The 17421-nt window shown below is 71.8% G+C and carries 13 protein-coding genes; 2 read left to right on the top strand and 11 right to left on the bottom strand.

Features of this window, described 5'->3' with window-relative positions:
- Window positions 1–237 precede the first annotated feature (237 nt).
- Window positions 238–3477 carry a serine protease gene (locus tag BMY61_RS17685; protein WP_052438996.1) on the top strand — a complete coding sequence of 1080 codons (3240 nt, stop codon included), beginning with the start codon at window positions 238–240 and terminating at the stop codon, window positions 3475–3477.
- Between the two features lie 78 nt (window positions 3478–3555).
- On the opposite strand, the gene BMY61_RS17680 is transcribed toward BMY61_RS17685, so the two are convergent.
- Window positions 3556–6078, bottom strand: a complete 2523-nt coding sequence (locus BMY61_RS17680; RefSeq protein ID WP_042452119.1) for an ATP-dependent Clp protease ATP-binding subunit — start codon at window positions 6076–6078, stop codon at window positions 3556–3558.
- 445 nt (window positions 6079–6523) lie between these two features.
- On the opposite strand from BMY61_RS17680, the gene BMY61_RS45025 reads away from it, so the two are divergent.
- Window positions 6524–6934: a hypothetical protein gene (locus BMY61_RS45025; protein ID WP_143094405.1), complete on the top strand. Its 411-nt coding sequence runs from the start codon at window positions 6524–6526 to the stop codon at window positions 6932–6934.
- Here BMY61_RS45025 and BMY61_RS17670 read toward each other — a convergent pair.
- From BMY61_RS17670 to BMY61_RS17630, 10 genes are all read right to left on the bottom strand, one after another.
- The gene (locus tag BMY61_RS17670; protein WP_042452125.1) at window positions 6903–7253 is read right to left on the bottom strand and encodes a histone-like nucleoid-structuring protein Lsr2; all 351 of its coding nucleotides are present in this window, start codon (window positions 7251–7253) and stop codon (window positions 6903–6905) included. The genes BMY61_RS45025 and BMY61_RS17670 overlap by 32 nt on opposite strands.
- 91 nt (window positions 7254–7344) lie before the next feature.
- Window positions 7345–7848 carry an amino-acid N-acetyltransferase gene (locus BMY61_RS17665; RefSeq protein ID WP_042452127.1) on the bottom strand — a complete coding sequence of 168 codons (504 nt, stop codon included), beginning with the start codon at window positions 7846–7848 and terminating at the stop codon, window positions 7345–7347.
- Window positions 7849–7857: 9 nt separating this feature from the next.
- Window positions 7858–8265 (bottom strand): BlaI/MecI/CopY family transcriptional regulator, encoded by a 408-nt coding sequence (locus BMY61_RS17660; protein WP_042452130.1) that lies wholly within the window; start codon window positions 8263–8265, stop codon window positions 7858–7860.
- Window positions 8266–8349: 84 nt separating this feature from the next.
- Window positions 8350–8496: a hypothetical protein gene (locus tag BMY61_RS46265; protein WP_042452132.1), complete on the bottom strand. Its 147-nt coding sequence runs from the start codon at window positions 8494–8496 to the stop codon at window positions 8350–8352.
- Window positions 8497–8506: 10 nt separating this feature from the next.
- Window positions 8507–10036 (bottom strand): bifunctional lysylphosphatidylglycerol synthetase/lysine--tRNA ligase LysX, encoded by a 1530-nt coding sequence (gene lysX / locus BMY61_RS17655; RefSeq protein ID WP_075003952.1) that lies wholly within the window; start codon window positions 10034–10036, stop codon window positions 8507–8509.
- 78 nt (window positions 10037–10114) lie between these two features.
- On the bottom strand, window positions 10115–11482 hold the full coding sequence (locus tag BMY61_RS17650; RefSeq protein WP_143094403.1) for a hypothetical protein: 1368 nt from the start codon (window positions 11480–11482) through the stop codon (window positions 10115–10117).
- A gap of 71 nt (window positions 11483–11553) precedes the next feature.
- Window positions 11554–12948, bottom strand: a complete 1395-nt coding sequence (locus tag BMY61_RS17645; protein WP_143094402.1) for a hypothetical protein — start codon at window positions 12946–12948, stop codon at window positions 11554–11556.
- Between the two features lie 56 nt (window positions 12949–13004).
- Window positions 13005–14474, bottom strand: a complete 1470-nt coding sequence (locus BMY61_RS17640) for a COG1361 family protein (protein ID WP_042452139.1) — start codon at window positions 14472–14474, stop codon at window positions 13005–13007.
- Window positions 14475–14604: 130 nt separating this feature from the next.
- Window positions 14605–16296: an LPXTG cell wall anchor domain-containing protein gene (locus BMY61_RS17635; RefSeq protein WP_042452142.1), complete on the bottom strand. Its 1692-nt coding sequence runs from the start codon at window positions 16294–16296 to the stop codon at window positions 14605–14607.
- Window positions 16297–16446: 150 nt separating this feature from the next.
- Complete coding sequence (locus BMY61_RS17630) at window positions 16447–17406, bottom strand: hypothetical protein (protein WP_063773312.1); 960 nt, start codon at window positions 17404–17406, stop codon at window positions 16447–16449.
- Window positions 17407–17421 lie beyond the last annotated feature (15 nt).

The following is a 17421-nucleotide window of genomic DNA, read 5'->3' as shown; positions in this document are numbered from 1 at the left end:
CCTCCGCCGGCCTCGACCGGCCCGGGTCAGGGGTTCGCCGACAGCCGGCGCCAACGGCGCCGCCTACTTCCAGGGCCCCGACCTCGCCATCGCCGCCATGCCCGACGGCACCAGCCTGTTCCTCGCCACCACCCGCTGACCTTCCGTCACCGGTCGTGCCCCGCACTCCCCCAGGGTGCGGGGCCGGACCGGTTACAGTGCTGCGGCGGCGAACACCGCCGGGGCGGGGGGAAACAGATGACGCATCCACAGCGCGAACGCATCGCGGTCGTGTTCGGTGAGGGCCAGGGCAGCGGCTACCTGCTGAGCCCCTGGCTGGTGCTGACGGCGGCCCATGTGATCGGGGACGCTGTCGCCCCGAGCGTCGCCGTGCCGGGGCAGTCCGGCGGACGGGTCGACTGCGAGGTCGTCTGGCGCCGCTACGACGAGCGCTGCGACCTGGCCCTGCTGCGCGCGGAGAACGCACTGGTCCAGCCCTCCGTCTACCAGCACTTCGAGCCGCTCACCTGGGGAGTCGTCACCGACCTCCAGCCGCGCGAGGGCGCCGTGGCGGTCGGCTTCCCGCAGGCGAACCGCAGCGCGCTCCGGCAGTTGGACACCGAGCAGGCCGTCGGGACCCTGAAGCCCGGCACCGGGCTGCGCACCGGCCGGCCCGTGCTCCAACTGTCCGGCATGCCCCCGCAGGCGGACGGCACGCAGGTGTCGCCGTGGGCCGGCATGTCCGGCGCCTCCGTGTTCCTGGAGAACCGCCTGATCGGGGTGGTGCGCTCGGTGCCCGCGCAGTGGCAGGACGGGCGGCTGGAGCTCACCCCCAGCGGCGCCTACGTCCAGGACCCGACCCTGCTGGAGATCTGCGAACACGCCAACGTCGTCCTGCGCTGGGGCACGGTGGAGCCGCCCGAGCTCTCCTTCGAGGAGCGCCTGCGCGCGTACCTCTCCCGCGAGTGGGAGAAGGTGCGGATCTACGGCGTCACCCGCTCCGGGCGCGGCGACGGATCCTGGCGGCTCGACATCGCGTACCTGAGCCTGGAGCTCGCCGGCAGCGAGCGGCCGGTGCAGGCGGCGGACGAGGAGGACGCCGCGCCGGTCGCGCAGCGGGCCCCCGACGCGCTGGCCCAGCAGCCGCGGATCCTGCTGCGCGGCAACGCGGGCTCCGGCAAGACGACGCTGCTGCAGTGGCTGACGACGCTCACTGCCCGCGGCGAACTGCCGGAACAGCTCACGCAGTTCAAGGACTGCACCCCGATCCTGCTGCGGCTGCGGGCGCTCGCCCGGCCCGGGCAGGCGCTGCCCTCGCCGGAGGAGTTCCTCCGGGCGTCCGGCAGCCCGCTCGCCGGATTCCCCGGCTCGGAGGGGTGGGTCAGCCGACGGATGGCCGAGGGAAGGGTGCTGCTGCTCGTCGACGGCATCGACGAGGCGCCGGAGAGCGAGCGGCGGCGGGTGCGGGAGTGGCTGAGCGGACTGCTCGGCGCCTACCCCGAGACCCGGTGCCTGGTCACCACCCGACCGTCCGCCGTCCGTGAGGGCTGGCTGGCCGACCTCGGCTTCGCCGAGCTGGACCTGCTGCCGATGAGCCGCAGCGACGTCGCCGCGTTCATCGACCGCTGGCACGCGGCCGCGGCCGAGAGCGCGGACGCGGGCACGGACCCGGAGCAGGCCCGGGAGCAGCGGGAGCGGCTCGCCCGGTGGCGGGACGTGCTGACCGAGGCGGTGGGCCGCAAGCAGGACCTCGGCCGGCTGGCCACCAACCCGCTGATGTGCTCACTGATCTGTGCCCTCAACGCCGACCGGCAGGGGCACCTGCCGTCGGGCCGGATGGCGCTGTACGACGCGGCGCTGGAGATGCTGCTGGTCCGCCGCGACGAGGAGCGCGGCGTCGACCCGGCCTCGGAGGGCCTGGCGCTGTCCGAGGCCCAGCAACAGGCGCTGCTGCAGCGCCTGGCGTACTGGCTGATCCGCAACGGACAGTCGGAGCTCGCCCGCGAGCAGGCACTGGCCCGGATCGAGCGGGCGCTGCCGCAGATGCCGCAGATCCAGGGCACGCCCGAGCAGGTGCTGCGGCACCTGCTGGTCCGCAGCGGGCTGCTGCGCGAACCGGCGCCCGGCGCGATCGACTTCGTGCACCGCACCTTCCAGGACTACCTGGGCGCGCAGGCCGCGATCGAGGAGGGCGACCTGCCGTTGCTGGTCGAGCACGCCCACGAGGACCAGTGGGAGGACGTGATCCGGCTCGCCGTCGGCCACGCCCGCCGCCGCGAACGCGCCGAGCTGCTGACCCGCATCCTGCGCCGCGCGGAGGCCGAACCGGCCCACGCGGACCGGCTGCGGCTGCTGGCGGCCGCCTGCCTGGACATGGCGGTGGAACTGGACCCGGCCGTCAGGGACCAGGTCACGGCCGCCACGGCCGCTCTCGTCCCGCCGCAGGACGTCGAGGCGGCGAAGGACCTCGCACAGGCAGGCCCCGTCGTCCTGGAGCTGCTGCCCGGCCCGGAGGGGCTGGACGACGCGACGGCGCAGGCCGTCGTGGTCTGCGCGACCCGTTGCACGAGCAACCGCGCGATCCCCCTGCTGGCCTCCTACGCGCACCATCCGAACATCGAGCTGCGGATGGAACTGGCCCGCGCCTGGCCCTGGTTCGACACCGAGGAGTACGGACGAGCGGTGATCACCCCCCTGGCCGAGCAGGAGGACCTGCGGCTCTTCGTCAGCAGCCGGGCCCAGGCGGAGTTCGTCGCGTCGCTTCCGGCCGTGCACCGGGTGGAGTTCGTCGGGCCGCTCGGCCCGGACGTCGTCGACCTGGTGCCCCTCGGGCGGCTGCGGGAGCTGCGCTTCCACGAGAACCCGCTCCCGACCGACCTGGGCCTGGTCCGGGCGGCACCGCTGCTGACGACGTTCATGCTCTTCAACGACACCGGCCAGGTGGACCTGGCTCCGCTGGCCGGCACCGCGGTCAAGCGCGTGATCGTGCTCAGCTGCACGGGCGTGGCGTCGCTCGCCGCCCTCGGCGCCATGCCGGAACTGGAGCACCTCAGCTTCGCCAACGCCGCCCAGCCGTTCACCGCGGGCCTCGACCTGCGACACGTGCTGGCCGCGCCGAAGCTGAACTCCCTGCGCCTGATGGCCACGGACCTCGCCCTGGAGGACTGGGAGCTGCTGCGCCGCCACGAGCGGTTGGAGAGCCTGGACCTGGAGGCGCTCGACCTGGCCCGCCTGTCCGGTCTCGGCCCCTTTCCGCAGGTGCGCGTGCTGCACCTGCGCTACGCCAAGGGGCTGGACGCGCCGGAGCGGATCACCGAGGCCTTCCCCGGGATCACCTCGCTCTGGTTCCACGGCGCCCCGCCCGTCCTGGCCCTCGACGGGCTGCCCCCGGGGCTGCTCGTCGGCACCGACGGCCCGGCCCCGCTGGGCGGGGCGGAGCTGGACGCTCCGCCGCCGCTCCAGTTCTCCGGGAACCTGACCTGGTACCGGGTCAGGTAGACGCCGAAGGGCCGCCCCCGCTCTCGCGGAGGCGGCCCTTTCGGTGCCGTGCGGCGTCAGCCGTTACGCGCTGAGGTCCTAGGCGCTGAGGTCCGTCGGACCACCGGCGGCGGCGACCGGCGGGGCGTCGGCCACGGGGGCCTTGTCCGCGCCGTGGAAGGTGAACTTCGCTTCCTTGCCCTCGCCCTCGACGTCCACGACGACGATGTGGCCGGAGCGCAGCTCGCCGAAGAGGATCTTCTCGGACAGCGTGTCCTCGATCTCGCGCTGGATCGTGCGACGCAGCGGACGCGCACCCAGCAGCGGGTCGTAACCGCGCTTGGCGAGCAGCTGCTTCGCGGCCGGACGCAGCTCCAGACCCATGTCGCGGTCCTTGAGGCGCTCGTCCACCTTGGCGGCCATGAGGTCGACGATCTGGATGATCTCGTCCTCGCCGAGCTGGTGGAAGACCACGATGTCGTCGACGCGGTTGAGGAACTCGGGGCGGAAGTGCTGCTTGAGCTCCTCGCCGACCTTGGCCTTCATCCGGTCGTACCCGGTCTGGATGTCGCCCTGGGCGGCGAAGCCCAGGTTGAAGCCCTTGGAGATGTCCCGGGTGCCGAGGTTGGTGGTCATGATGATGACCGTGTTCTTGAAGTCCACGACCCGGCCCTGGGAGTCGGTCAGGCGACCGTCCTCCAGGATCTGCAGCAGCGAGTTGAAGATGTCCGGGTGGGCCTTCTCGACCTCGTCGAAGAGGACGACCGAGAACGGCTTGCGGCGCACCTTCTCCGTCAGCTGGCCGCCCTCCTCGTACCCGACGTAGCCGGGCGGGGAGCCGAACAGGCGGGAGACGGTGTGCTTCTCGCTGAACTCGGACATGTCGAGCTGGATCAGCGCGTCCTCGTCGCCGAAGAGGAACTCGGCGAGCGTCTTGGACAGCTCCGTCTTACCGACGCCCGAGGGGCCGGCGAAGATGAAGGAGCCACCGGGACGCTTCGGGTCCTTCAGGCCCGCGCGGGTGCGGCGGATCGCCTGGGAGAGCGCCTTGATCGCGTCCTTCTGGCCGATGACGCGCTTGTGCAGCTCGTCCTCCATGCGCAGCAGACGCGAGGACTCCTCCTCGGTCAGCTTGAAGACCGGGATACCGGTGGCGGTCGCCAGGACCTCGGCGATGAGCTCCTCATCGACCTCGGCCACGACGTCCATGTCGCCGGCCTTCCACTCCTTCTCGCGCTTGGCCTTGGCCGTCAGGAGCTGCTTCTCGTTGTCGCGCAGGGACGCGGCCTTCTCGAAGTCCTGCGCGTCGATCGCGGACTCCTTCTCGCGCCGCACGTCCGCGATCTTCTCGTCGAACTCGCGGAGGTCCGGCGGAGCCGTCATCCGGCGGATGCGCATCCGGGAACCGGCCTCGTCGATCAGGTCGATCGCCTTGTCCGGCAGGAAGCGGTCCGAGATGTAGCGGTCGGCCAGGGTGGCGGCGGCGACCAGGGCGGCGTCCGTGATGGAGACGCGGTGGTGCGCCTCGTAGCGGTCGCGCAGGCCCTTGAGGATCTCGATGGTGTGGGCGAGCGACGGCTCGGCGACCTGGATCGGCTGGAAGCGGCGCTCGAGCGCGGCGTCCTTCTCCAGGTGCTTGCGGTACTCGTCCAGCGTGGTGGCGCCGATGGTCTGCAGCTCGCCTCGGGCCAGCATCGGCTTGAGGATCGAGGCGGCGTCGATCGCGCCCTCGGCGGCACCCGCACCGACCAGGGTGTGGATCTCGTCGATGAACAGGATGATGTCGCCGCGGGTGCGGATCTCCTTGAGGACCTTCTTCAGGCGCTCCTCGAAGTCACCGCGGTAGCGGGAGCCGGCGACCAGGGCGCCGAGGTCCAGCGTGTAGAGCTGCTTGTCCTTGATCGTCTCGGGCACCTCGCCCTTGACGATGGCCTGGGCCAGGCCCTCGACGACCGCCGTCTTGCCGACGCCGGGCTCGCCGATGAGGACCGGGTTGTTCTTGGTGCGGCGGGACAGCACCTGCATGACCCGCTCGATCTCCTTCTCGCGCCCGATGACCGGGTCGAGCTTGGCCTCGCGAGCGGCCTGCGTCAGGTTGCGGCCGAACTGGTCGAGGACAAGGGAGGTCGACGGGGTGCCCTCGGCAGGACCGCCCGCCGTGGCGGACTCCTTGCCGCCGGAAGTCTGGTAACCGGAGAGCAGCTGGATGACCTGCTGACGCACCCGGTTGAGGTCGGCGCCCAGCTTCACCAGGACCTGGGCGGCCACGCCCTCGCCCTCGCGAATCAGGCCGAGCAGGATGTGCTCGGTGCCGATGTAGTTGTGGCCCAGCTGAAGTGCCTCACGGAGCGACAGCTCCAGGACCTTCTTCGCCCGGGGGGTGAAGGGGATGTGACCGGAAGGGGCCTGCTGGCCCTGGCCGATGATCTCCTCGACCTGCTGGCGAACCGCCTCGAGCGAGATCCCGAGGCTCTCCAGGGCCTTAGCGGCGACACCCTCACCCTCATGGATCAGGCCCAGGAGGATGTGCTCGGTGCCGATGTAGTTGTGGTTGAGCATCCGGGCTTCTTCCTGAGCCAGGACGACAACCCGCCGCGCGCGGTCGGTGAACCTCTCGAACATCGTTAATCGCTCCTCAGAGCGGTCGGGGCAGTGAGGGAAAATCCCCTCCCTGTCCTACCGCATGCTAGTCCCGGAGGCCGGAACAGCTCCTCACTCCAACCGTCGACACCCGCTGGTGGGGGACCGTGCGACGGCCGACAATGACTCCAACCGAATGCTGCGGGATGGTGTTCCCGCAGGCCAGGCAGATCCACCTGGAATCGCTACGCCGACGGCGAACGCGCCCCTAAGGGCGTCACCGACACGCCGCGACGCCGCGACACCGGGCGTCCCACTTGGGCATTCATACCCTGTGGCGTACCCCGTCCCGACCTCGGTGACGCGCGGGTGACTCCGTCCGGTGTTCGCTGACCGAGGAATCCCGCGGGCACCTGGTCCGTCGACCTTTGGGACGAATCCCTAAGTCGAGCGTAACCGGAAGCAGAGACTTCCGGTTGATGAATTCGTGCCCTTCTCAGCACAGCAGGCCGCCACTCCCCCTCCGGGGAGCTGCGACCTGCTCGACGTGCCACTGACCGCCGGCCTGCTCGCGCTGGCCCGGATGGACCTGCGCGGCCGACCGACCGGTGCCGTCTGGACGCTGGGCGGGCGCCTGCTGCTGCCCCTGCCGCCCGGTGCGGGCGAGGAACTGCCGGGGCTGCTCCACTGGCTCGGCTGGGGGCACCTGCACGGCGTCCTGCGGAACACGCCCGCCGGGACTGCCGCCGGGGCACTGCGGCTCCGGCCGGGCGGGACGCCCTCACCGGAACCGGTGGTCCGCCTGCTCGACACCTGCGCCGACGCCTGCGCCCGGCTTCAGCTCCTGCTCAGCCCCAGGAGCGGTCTCAGCCGTGCGCCTTCTCGTAGGCTTCCTTGATGTTGCTGGGCACGCGGCCCCGCTCGTTGACCTCGAAGCCCTGCTCCTTGGCCCAGGCCCGCATCTTGGCGGTGTCCGGGTTGCCACCGACCGGACGCGGCGCGGCGGCGGTGCGGCCACGGCCGCGGCCGCCGGCGGAGCGGCCGCTCTGCTTGCGGCCCTTGTCGGTGTAGGGGGCCAGCAGCTCGCGCAGCTTGCCCGCATTCGCGGTGGTGAGGTCGATCTCGTAGGCAACCCCGTCGAGGGCGAACGTGACCGTCTCGTCCGCCTCGCCGCCTTCGAGATCGTCGACAAGAAGGACCTGGACCTTCTGCGCCACGGGTGTCCCTTTCCTCAAAAGCCTGGATTACTCGTAGGAAAGCAAACCGTCTTTCCGCGAAAAATTCAACCGGCCTTGGAGAACTCATCTCTCACAGATGCAGGAGCATCCGGGTGTTGCCGAGGGTGTTCGGCTTGACGCGTTCCAGATCCAGGAACTCCGCGACGCCTTCGTCGTAGCTGCGCAAGAGCTCGTCGTACACGCCGGCGTCGACCGGAGTCGAGGCGATCTCCTGGAAGCCGTGTTTGCCGAAGAACTCGACTTCGAACGTCAGGCAGAAAATACGACGCACACCGATCCAGCGGGCGGTGTCGACCAGCTTCCGCAGCAGCAGGTGGCCGATGCCGGTTCCGCGACAGGAAGGGTCCACCGCCAGCGTGCGGACCTCGGCGAGGTCCTCCCACATCACGTGCAGCGCGCCGCAGGCGACGACCTCCGCGTTGTCGTCGCGTTCCGCGACCCAGAACTCCTGGAGCGACTCGTAGAGGGTGACCGTCGGCTTGTTGAGCAGGATCCGTTCGCGGGCGTACCCGTCCACCAGGCGTCGGATCGAAGACACATCGGCGGTCCGCGCACGGCGGATGGTGACCTGCATGGGCAGACGCTACCGTGCTCCACCTTCCTCCTGCGCATCGATATCGGCGGGGAAGATGGAAGGCGCGAAGATCCGCAGCGCGTCGCCGAGCGCCTCCTGCTGCTCCGGCGACATCATGCCGAAGAAGTGCACCAGGGCCGCCGCCGGGTTGTCACTCGTCTCCCAGGCGTCGTTCATCAAGGCCGCGGTATACGCCTCGCGGGTGGAGACCGGCGCATATCGATAGGCGCGGCCTTCTTGTTCCCGGCGTAGCCAGCCCTTCTGGAACAGCTTGTCCATCACGGTCATCACCGTGGTGTATGCGATCTCACGTTCCCGCTGGAGATCCTCCAGAACCTCGCGAACGGTGGCGAGCCGGTTCCACTGCCAGAGCCGGGTCATGACGTCGTTCTCGAGTTCACCGAGTGGGCGCACCATGACAAGGCAAATATCACTTTTGCCCGAATTAATCCACAACAGTGAGGGGTGCGGGGCGTCGCCCCGCACCCCTCACCGGTCGCGCTACTCCTGGGCGGACGTGATGGCCTCGGCGACGGCGTCCTCCTTGGACGCGTTCGCACCGCCCTGGTTGCGGAAGAGCGTGCGGATCATGAAGCCGAAGGCGATCGCCATCACCACGGGCGGAGTCAGAGCCTCGATGTACTGCATGGGCTCGACTCTACTCGGGCTTCACGAGCGGGAAGAGGAGGGTCTCCCGGATCGACTTGTTGGTCAGCAGCATGACCAGTCGGTCCACGCCCAGGCCCATCCCGCCGGTGGGCGGCATGCCGTACTCCAGGGCCCGCAGGAAGTCCTCGTCCACCTGCATCGCCTCGACGTCGCCGCCGGCCGCCAGCAGGGACTGCTGGGTCAGCCGCTCGCGCTGGTCGACCGGGTCGATCAGCTCGGAGTAGGCGGTGGCGATCTCCTTGCCGAAGATCACCAGGTCCCACTTCTCGGCCACGCCGTCGAGGGAGCGGTGCTTGCGGGTCAGCGGGGAGACCTCGGTCGGGTAGTCCCGGATGAAGGTCGGCTTGACCGCGTTGTGCTCCAGCAGGCGCTCGACGAACTCCAGGATCAGCTGACCGTGGCCCCACTTCTTCTCGTAGGGCACGCCGTGCTCGTCGGCGAGCTTGCGCAGCTCGTCCACGGAGGTCTCCGGGGTCACCTCGACGCCGAGGTGGGCACTGATGCCCGGGTAGACGCTGACCTCCTCCCACGGCTCGGCCAGGTCGATCTCGACCTCCTCGCCGTGCTGGTCCACGCCCTTGATGACGGTGGTGCCCAGCGCGTCCTTGGCCGCGTTCAGGATCAGGTCGCGGGTCAGCTCGGCCTGGGTGTCGTAGTCGCCGTAGGCCTCGTAGGACTCGATCGCGGTGAACTCCGGGTTGTGGGTCGCGTCGGCGCCCTCGTTGCGGAAGTTCCGGTTGATCTCGAAGACCTTCTCCACACCGCCGACCATGAGCCGCTTGAGGTAGAGCTCGGTGGCGATGCGCAGGTAGAGCGTCATGTCGTACGCGTTGATGTGCGTGGTGAACGGACGCGCGTTGGCGCCGCCGTGGATCGGCTGCAGCATCGGCGTCTCGACCTCGAGGAAGCCGCGGCGCTCGAAGGTGTCGCGCAGCGAGCGCAGCACGCGGACGCGCAGCTGCATCATCTCGCGGGCCTCGGGGTTGACGATGAGGTCGACGTAGCGCTGACGCACGCGGGCCTCGGGGTCGGCCAGACCCTTGTGCTTCTCCGGCAGCGGGCGCAGGCACTTGGCGGTGAGCTCCCAGCGGTCGACCATGATCGACAGCTCGCCGCGGCGGGAGGTGATCACCTCGCCCTCGACACCCACGTGGTCGCCGAGGTCGATGTCGGCCTTCCACTGCGCGAGGCGCTCCTCGCCGAGCTTGTCGAGCGAGAGCATGACCTGCAGGTCGCCGGTGCCGTCGCGCAGCGTGGCGAAGCAGAGCTTGCCGCCGGTACGGCTCAGCATGACGCGGCCGGTCACCCCGGCGCGCTCGCCCGTGGCGGTGTCCGGCTCCAGGCCGGGGTACGCCGCCCGCAGGTCGGCCAGCGTGCTGGTGCGCGGGAACCCGACGGGGTACGGGTCGACGCCGGCGGCCTTGAGCCGCTCCAGCTTCTCGCGCCGCACGCGCATCTGCTCGGGAAGGTCGTCGGCGCCTGCTGCGGCCGGGGCTGCGGGGGTCTGCTGATCGCTCACCCCACCAGGGTATCGATCGCACGGCAGTGCCCCGCCACCCGTTAAAGCTGCACGGGTGGCGGGGCACGGGGGTGGGCGCTAGTTCAGGACCACCGGCGCGCTGTCGTTGCGCGGGTTCGGGTCGTACGGGAGGTGGCTCAGGAGCTCCACCCGGCCCGTGGCGCCCGGGAGCACCCGGTCGACCCGGAGCTGGAACGGCCAGTCGACCCGGCCGTTCGGCGCGAAGAGGAGGCCGGCGGCGTTGTCGCAGACGTACGTGCCCGCGACGGCGGGGTTCTCCAGGTGGCAGTTGCCGCCGGGGGAGGTCACCGAGGTGCCGGGCGGGGCGACGAAGCGGAACCCGATCCGGGGGTCGTTCCAGACGCCGGCCGGGCCGTTGTTGAACAGCACGACGTCCGCGGTGACGACGTCGCCCTGCTTGCCGTGGAGCGCGCCGACCGCGAGGCCCAGGTCCGAGGTGTTGCGGGCCCAGAAGTGGGCGATGGTGCCGAGGAGGGACGCGCTCCCGATGGTGGGGAGGTGGCTCGGTGTGACGCGGGTGACCGGACCGCGGCGCACGACCTTCAGACCGAGCGGCGCGCCGGTCCCGCGGTGGACGGTGCCACCCCAGAGGGCGAAGTTCGGGTCGGCGTCCGGCAGCGTGACGACCCGGAGCCCGGCGTCGCGGACGGTCCGTCCGACCTTGAAGGCGACCGGCTGGGCGAACGCCACCGTCTCACCGGGCACGACGGTCGTGCCGGGGAAGTGGCACAGCGCCATGCTGAAGTCCCAGCCGGTCGGGCTGACGTAGTCGCAGTTGCGGTAGCTCCGGGCGAAGCTCATGCCCGGCGTGAGCTGGAGCAGGACCTCCGCCCCGGCGGAGGGCCGGTCACCATGGTTGGTGAAGGAGACCTGCTCGGAGACGGTCGAGCCGACCGTCAGGCCCTGGTGGTCCACCAGCGGGGCCGGGAGCAGCTTCGGCGCACCGATCTGCACCTGGCCGTCCTGGGTCACGCTGCCGTGCCACAGCGGGCTGGTGGCCCGGATGACGTAGCTGCCGTGCGCGCCGGGCTTGACGCCTGCCCGGATGGACGCCGTGAAGCCGGTGCGACTGAGGATCCGGCCGTCGGACGCCCCGTCGCCGTCCAAGGTGTCGGCGCAGGTGGCGACCAGGCCCTTGGCCACGCAGCCGGCCCCGAAACGCACCTGCGCCACCTGGGCGAGCCCGCGCGCGTCGATGGTGACGGTGGCCGGGGTGTGGAAGGTGGCGAAGGCGGTGGTGCGGAACTGCGGCGCCACGAAGGCCGACGGCGCCTGCGTCGCACTCAGCGCGACCGCCACGGGCGGTCCCTGGACCACCGGCCCCGGCCGCCCTGCGGCGTTCGCCGCGGGCGCGGCGGACACGAGGCCCGTCGCGGCCACCACCGCGGCGAGGCCCGCTCCCGCGACACGACCGATAACTCTCATTCCCCTCACGGGGACCCCCTGTCGATCGAACCCGGCGGCCGTTGATCAACAACCGCCGGGGTGATCGTACGTCAGTTCAGGATCAGGGGAGCGGTGTTGTTCTTCGGGTTCGGGTCGAACGGCAGCGTGGTGCTCGGGGCGCCACCGCCCCAGACCAGCTGCACCTGGCCGCGGGCCTGCGGCACGACCGTGTCCACGTGGAAGGTGACCGTGAAGTGGTAGGTGTCGCCCGGGAAGGAGAGGATCGCCTTCAGCCCGGCCGAGCAGTACCAGGCGCTGTCCGTCCCCTGACCGCACTCCGGGCCGCCGACGACGGTGGTCCCGGCCGGGGCGGTGAGCTTCACGTACGGGGTGGCCTCGCCACCGCTGCGGTCGTAGAGCACGGCCGGGCCGTGGTTGGTGACCGAGAAGCTCATGGTCACGTCGTGACCGGCGGCCGCCTTGGCGCTGCTGCCGGTGACTCCGTAGTCCGCACCGTTGCGGGCGGTGACGGACTCGACACCGTAGCCCTGGTTCTCGGACATCAACTGGGCCGTGCCGGCCGGTACCGAGGAGGCCTTGCCGACGACGAGCCGCTTGAGGCCGAGGGCCGGGCCGCGGCCCTGCGTCCAGCGGCTGGTGGGCTGCGACGAGGTCGCCCAGGCCAGCGAGGGGCTGCCCGCGGGGGCGGCCTGGACGTCCAGGTAGGTCCACATCGCCCGCGGCGTCACCTTGGTGCGCACCGGCTGGGCGAAGGTGACCTTCTCGCCGATCCGCATCCAGTCGCGGAAGTGGCACACGGCCGCGTCCTCGACCCGGACGCCGCCCTGGACGTCCGAACGGTAACGGCAGTTGCTGTAGTGCTGGGTGAAGCTCAGGCCGGGCGACAGCACCAGGGCCACGTCCGAGCCGTTCGCCGGGCGGTCGCCGACGTTGCCGAAGGTGATCGGCTGGCTGACCACCGCGCCGACCTTCTCGTTCTTGAACTGACCGAGCGGGGCCAGGTTGTACGCGGGGCCGCCGACGGTGACGACACCGGAGCCGCCCTTGACGACGAGGCCCGGCGCGCTGCCGCTGACGGTGTAGCCGCCGGTGGTGCCGAGCTTGACGCCCTTGAACGGGGTCACCGTGAACGGCGCGTTCCCACCCATGCCGGTGCCGTCGACCGGCCAGTACTCGGCGCAGTCCGCCACCAGGCCGTGCGCGGTGCACTCGCCCGAGAAGGCGACCTTGCCGACCTTGGCCAGCCCTCGGGCGTCGACCTTGACGTCGACGTTGCGGAAGCCGAGGTTGCGGTGGAACGTCCAGTTCAGCTGCGGGCTCTGGGCACCGGTCAGCGCGAGCGCGAGCGGGGCGACCCGATCGAGGGTGATCGTCGGCTGCGTGGCGGCGGTGGCGGCCGGGGCCGCGACACCGAGGCCCAGCGCGCCGGTGGCGACGACGACGGCTGCGACGGCCGCCTTGCGTCCCGTGCGGATGCTTCTCATGTTCTCCCCCATCTCTTTCCTGATGTCTTCTGTGAGCTCTGCTGCGCGACGCGCGGTCAGGCGCGGCGGGTCGGCTTGCTCGCGGTGAAGGTGGCCCAGCGGTGGTCGTCGGCGGGGTTCGCCGCCGGGCTCTCCGGCCCGAGGGTCACCACCTCGAAGGGCGCCGCGGTGACCGGCTTGGCCGCCTTGACGACGAAGCGCCAGGCCACCGTGTGCCTGGGGGCCAGCGCCGCGGCGGTGACGCAGGCGTAACCGAGCGCCTGCGGCGCCGCCTCGGCCCGCTCCGCACCGACCGCGTCGGGACCCGACTGCTCCGGGTGGCAGCCCTTCGGCATGCTCAGCACCGTCACACCGGCCGGGACGTACAGGTAGGCGCCGACGGTGCCGGTGAGGCCCCCTCCGACCTGGACCTTCGAGCTGTACGGCACGGTGCCGGTGTTCTTCACGGCCACCGTGATCGCGGCCGACCGGCCGACGACCGTGCGGACCGAGGAGGTCACCGCGGCGATGTCGGCCGTCAGGCCGGTGTCGAGGTTGGTGTAGTACAGCCCGTTGTACGGGTCGATGTCGCCCGCGGCGGCGACGCGCGGCGACGCGGCGCCGGCGGGCGTGCCGCCCGGCACCAGGGTGACCGGCGCGCCGGTGCCGGGCTTGCCGTCGGGCACACCGATCCAGTCCGCACCGGCGAGGTCCGCGCCGTACTGGACCTCGTCCCCGTGGGAGCCCTTGGGGACGGCCAGCGTGAACGGGTCGGACAGGGACATGGTCTGCCCCGGCTGCAGCGTGACGCCCGGGAAGTCGCAGTAGGCGCCGAGCCGCTTGCCCGACTCGCTGGCGTACACGCAGTTGCTGTGGTTCCCGAGCAGGGTCATCGCCCCGTACTCGTCGCGGACGAAGACCACCGGGTCGGTGGCGACCCCGCTGCCCACGTTGGTGATGCTGATCGGCAGCGCATCGTTCCGGCCGGGCTTGACCCGGTAGGTCGCGCCGAGGTCGCGGACCGCGATGTCCGGACCGTCCGCGACGGTGACGGCGACCCGGTCCGGGACGTTCCCGAACACCTCCTCGGTGGCGTTGCTGCTGGTGACCTTGAAGACCACCTGGCCGCTCTGCCCGGCCTTGGCCGCCGTGGTGGCACGGACGCCGACCAGGAAGTTCGCGAAGCCGCCGGGCAGGTTCCCCAGGGTGCAGGTCTCGTGCAGGTGGTCGGAGCGGGTCCAGACGCAGCCGTGGGCCGGCTGCGCGAGCTCGCCGAACCCCTTGACGCCGGTGGCGTCCACGGCGACCCGCACGCCGTCGAGCTCCCGGTGGCCCGGGGAGACGATCTGCAGCGAGAGGGCGCGGAACTGCGCGCCGTTCCCGCCGGTGCGGACGGGAACGGTGCGCGGGAAGCCCGTCTCGACGAAGAACCGGCCCTTGGCGCCGGCGGCCGCCTCCGCGCCGGCGGGCACCGCCATCGCCGCGCCGACGGCGGCCGTCAGCGCGACAGCGGCCGCCCCGACCCGCCGGATGGTTGAGTGCGTCATGCTGTCTCCCCCTGGTGTCCGCTCGTCAGCGAATGCTGACGAGCAGGTGCACTCTAGGCGGGGGCGCTTACACCACAAGCGGACAGTCCTGGACAGGCGACCGCAAAGAATCAGGCGGATCTCACCGGATTCATGACCGACTGTCAACCTTGCGGCGCCGGCGGGTCAGCAGGACCGCGCCCGCGCCCAGGACGATCGCGCCCGCGCCGGCCGCGGCGAGCGGGAGGGCGGAGGAACCGCCACCGGTGTGGGCGAGGCCGCCGGAGGGGGACGACGGCGAGGCGGACGGGGTGGCCGCGTGGGTCGGCGTCGCGGTGGGCGTGGTGGTGGACCCGGTCGCGGTCACGGTGAATCCGGCCACGTTGTCGTCCGGGTTGCGGTCGGTCGGCGCGCCGACGGCGATGGCGAGCCCGGGCGCCTTCCGCAGCACCCGGGTGGGCTTCAGCTGGAAGGCGAAGACGGCCTGCTGGCCCGGCTTCAGCACGTGCCGCACCGCGCAGGCGTAGGGCGTGCCGTCGAGGGCGGACGGGTCGCCGGCCGCGGCGGAGGGGGCCAAGGCGTGCGCACCGAAGTGGCCCTCGGCCAGCAGGCCGCGCAGGTGCCCGGTGGTGCCGGCGACGGAGGAGGCCGCGTCCGGGGAGATGAGCTCGCAGCCTGCCGGGAGCGAGGCGACGGAGACGCCCTTCGGCACGACCACCACGACGCCCGCGGTGATGCCCGGGCTGCCCGCCAGCACGTGGGTCGGGACGGAACCGACGTTGCGCACGCCGAAGGTCGCCGGGACGGTGTGCCCGACGGTGCCGGTGATCGTGTGCGGGGCCACGACGGCCACGTCGTCCTTGGTCACCAGCCGCAGCTCGGAGACGCCGACGTTGTTGTCGTAGTTGATGTCGGCCTTGGCCCTGGCCGAGATCGACGGCCCGGCGGGCACCAGTGTCAGCGGCGCGCCCGTGCCGGGCTTGCCGCCCCCGCCGAGCTGCTGCTCGACGAGGCCGCCCTTGACGTCCCAGCCGTAGAGCAGGGCGTCGGCGCCCACCGCGTTCCGGTCGGCGGTCAGCGGCACGGGGGTGGACAGCCGGTAGGCCTCGCCCGGCTTGATCACGGTGTCGAAGTGGCAGACGACCGAGCCGGCGCCGTTGTCGTAGCGGCAGTTGGAGTAGTTGCCGCCGAGCGTGAAGTTGCCCCCCGCGGTGCCGAGGACCAGGGTGAGGCCGCCCGTCGCGTCCTGGTCGCCGACGTTCTGCACGGTCGGGTCGACCGGGGAGGGGCCGCCCGACCGGACGTCCAGCACGGTGGGCAGCGTGCCCACGGCGAGGTCCGGCCCGGAGCCGACGGTGACGGCGGTGGTCAGCGGCGGGTTGTCCGGGTCGACGGTGGCGTGGGCGGCGGTGACCGCGAAGCGCACCGTGCCCTTGGCGCCGAGCGCCGCGCCGGACGCCGAACGGAGCCCGACCTCCAGCTCGGCGATGGTGTCCACCGTGCCGACGACGCAACGCTCGTGCAGCTTGGCGGCGTCGGTGAAGGAGCAGCCCTTGCCCAGGGACAGCTCGGCGACCCCGGTGGCGCCGCTCGCGTCCACGGTGACGGCGACCCCGGTCAGCGGCGCCGTCTCGCCCATGATCACCAGGCCGACCTGGTGGAAACGCTGCGCCTGGGCGCCCGAGCTCTGCGGCAGCAGCGTCAGGTCGGACGCGCTGACGAGCGCGGCGAAGTGGTCACCCCCGGCCGCCTGCGCGGGGAGGGCGGCCACGCCGCCGGATATCAGGACGGCGGCGGCGACGGCTCCGAAGCGGACCGCTCCTCGCGCGCGGGCGAAGACCATGAAGGGTTCCCGGTGAGAATGGGGTAAGAATCAGTCAAGATCCAACCACCTCGGGCACCCGCCGAACCAGGCCAGTGGCCAAAACGTGATCTGCGCGCCCGCCAGGAACGCGCAGATCACGGGGCCGGAGCGGCCCGGTCGGACAGTCCGTCAGCCGGTTCCGGTGGCCAGCTCCTCGTCCTGGCCGGGCTCCGGGCGGACACCGCGCGGGAAGAGGTCACCCGGCGTGGGGATGGGCCGGACCGGACGCTCCTCCCCCTCCTTCGGCTTCGGTCGGCCCTGCGGCGCCGCGGGACGGCCCGGGGCGGGGTGCTCGGTGCTGCTGCTCATGTCGCTCGTTCCTCCACGTCGGATGGGCAGGGGATACGACTCCGCGCGACCGTGCTCGACCGAGCCCGGCTCACGCAGCCTGGTCGGGCGGTTCGCCCGCGCGAAGTCCGCCACCTTCCCCCCGATCGACACGCTGGCGATCCGCGGCGGACGCGGGATCTCCTGCGGGGCGTGCGCTGCGGCGTTGGCGGCGACCTGCGCTGCGGCGTGCACGGCCGGAACGGCCGGCGTGCGGGGCGCGGCCAGCGCCACCACCGTGGGCAGGACCGTGGCCGCGGCCACCGTCGGAGGCCCGGCAGGTGGCGGCACGCCGGGGCCGCCCGGCGCGTCGAGCCGGCGGCGGACCCCCGCCTCCGCCAGCTCCGCGCAGCGCTTGCGCAGCAGCGCCCGCCGGTTGTGCTCGGACTGGGCACACGGCATTGCGTTCAGCGCGCGCAGCGCGGCAAGGTCCTCGGAGTCCGGCAGGTAGCCGTCCGCGACGGCCTCCTCCAGCCGCTGCAGGTAGCCCGACGCGCTGCCGGGCAGGGCGGTCCGGTAGCGGACCAGCTCGGCGAGCGCGAACGCCCGCATCCTGCCGCCTTCGAGGACCGCCTCCTCGATCGCCTCGGAGAGCCGCAGCATGTCCTGGACGTCCTCGACCCACGCGGCCCGGGAGGCCGCGCTCGGTCTGGAGTCCGTCCCGGTCGGAGGGTTGAGCACGTGGGCGAGGGCCCGTCGGAGGACCCGGAGCTCGTCCGCGCTGAAGGCCATCCCGCCGCGCGAACCGTGAGGCGTAGGCATGGGACGACTGTACGT

The sequence above is a fragment of the Streptacidiphilus jiangxiensis genome (assembly GCF_900109465.1).
Lineage (GTDB): Bacteria > Actinomycetota > Actinomycetes > Streptomycetales > Streptomycetaceae > Streptacidiphilus > Streptacidiphilus jiangxiensis.
The sequence above is the reverse complement of the archived record's forward strand: the minus strand, read 5'-3'. Positions and strand labels throughout refer to the sequence as shown.

What these genes read in the sequence shown, in the direction of transcription:
- BMY61_RS17665 (WP_042452127.1), bottom strand. Translation starts at nt 7,848, where the DNA reads ATGCAGGTCACCATCCGCCGTGCGCGGACCGCCGATGTGTCTTCGATC.
- BMY61_RS17630 (WP_063773312.1), bottom strand. Translation starts at nt 17,406, where the DNA reads ATGCCTACGCCTCACGGTTCGCGCGGCGGGATGGCCTTCAGCGCGGAC.
- BMY61_RS46265 (WP_042452132.1), bottom strand. Translation starts at nt 8,496, where the DNA reads ATGCAGTACATCGAGGCTCTGACTCCGCCCGTGGTGATGGCGATCGCC.
- BMY61_RS17680 (WP_042452119.1), bottom strand. Translation starts at nt 6,078, where the DNA reads ATGTTCGAGAGGTTCACCGACCGCGCGCGGCGGGTTGTCGTCCTGGCT.
- BMY61_RS17685 (WP_052438996.1), top strand. Translation starts at nt 238, where the DNA reads ATGACGCATCCACAGCGCGAACGCATCGCGGTCGTGTTCGGTGAGGGC.
- BMY61_RS17645 (WP_143094402.1), bottom strand. Translation starts at nt 12,948, where the DNA reads ATGAGAAGCATCCGCACGGGACGCAAGGCGGCCGTCGCAGCCGTCGTC.
- BMY61_RS17640 (WP_042452139.1), bottom strand. Translation starts at nt 14,474, where the DNA reads ATGACGCACTCAACCATCCGGCGGGTCGGGGCGGCCGCTGTCGCGCTG.
- BMY61_RS17660 (WP_042452130.1), bottom strand. Translation starts at nt 8,265, where the DNA reads ATGGTGCGCCCACTCGGTGAACTCGAGAACGACGTCATGACCCGGCTC.
- BMY61_RS17635 (WP_042452142.1), bottom strand. Translation starts at nt 16,296, where the DNA reads ATGGTCTTCGCCCGCGCGCGAGGAGCGGTCCGCTTCGGAGCCGTCGCC.
- BMY61_RS17650 (WP_143094403.1), bottom strand. Translation starts at nt 11,482, where the DNA reads ATGAGAGTTATCGGTCGTGTCGCGGGAGCGGGCCTCGCCGCGGTGGTG.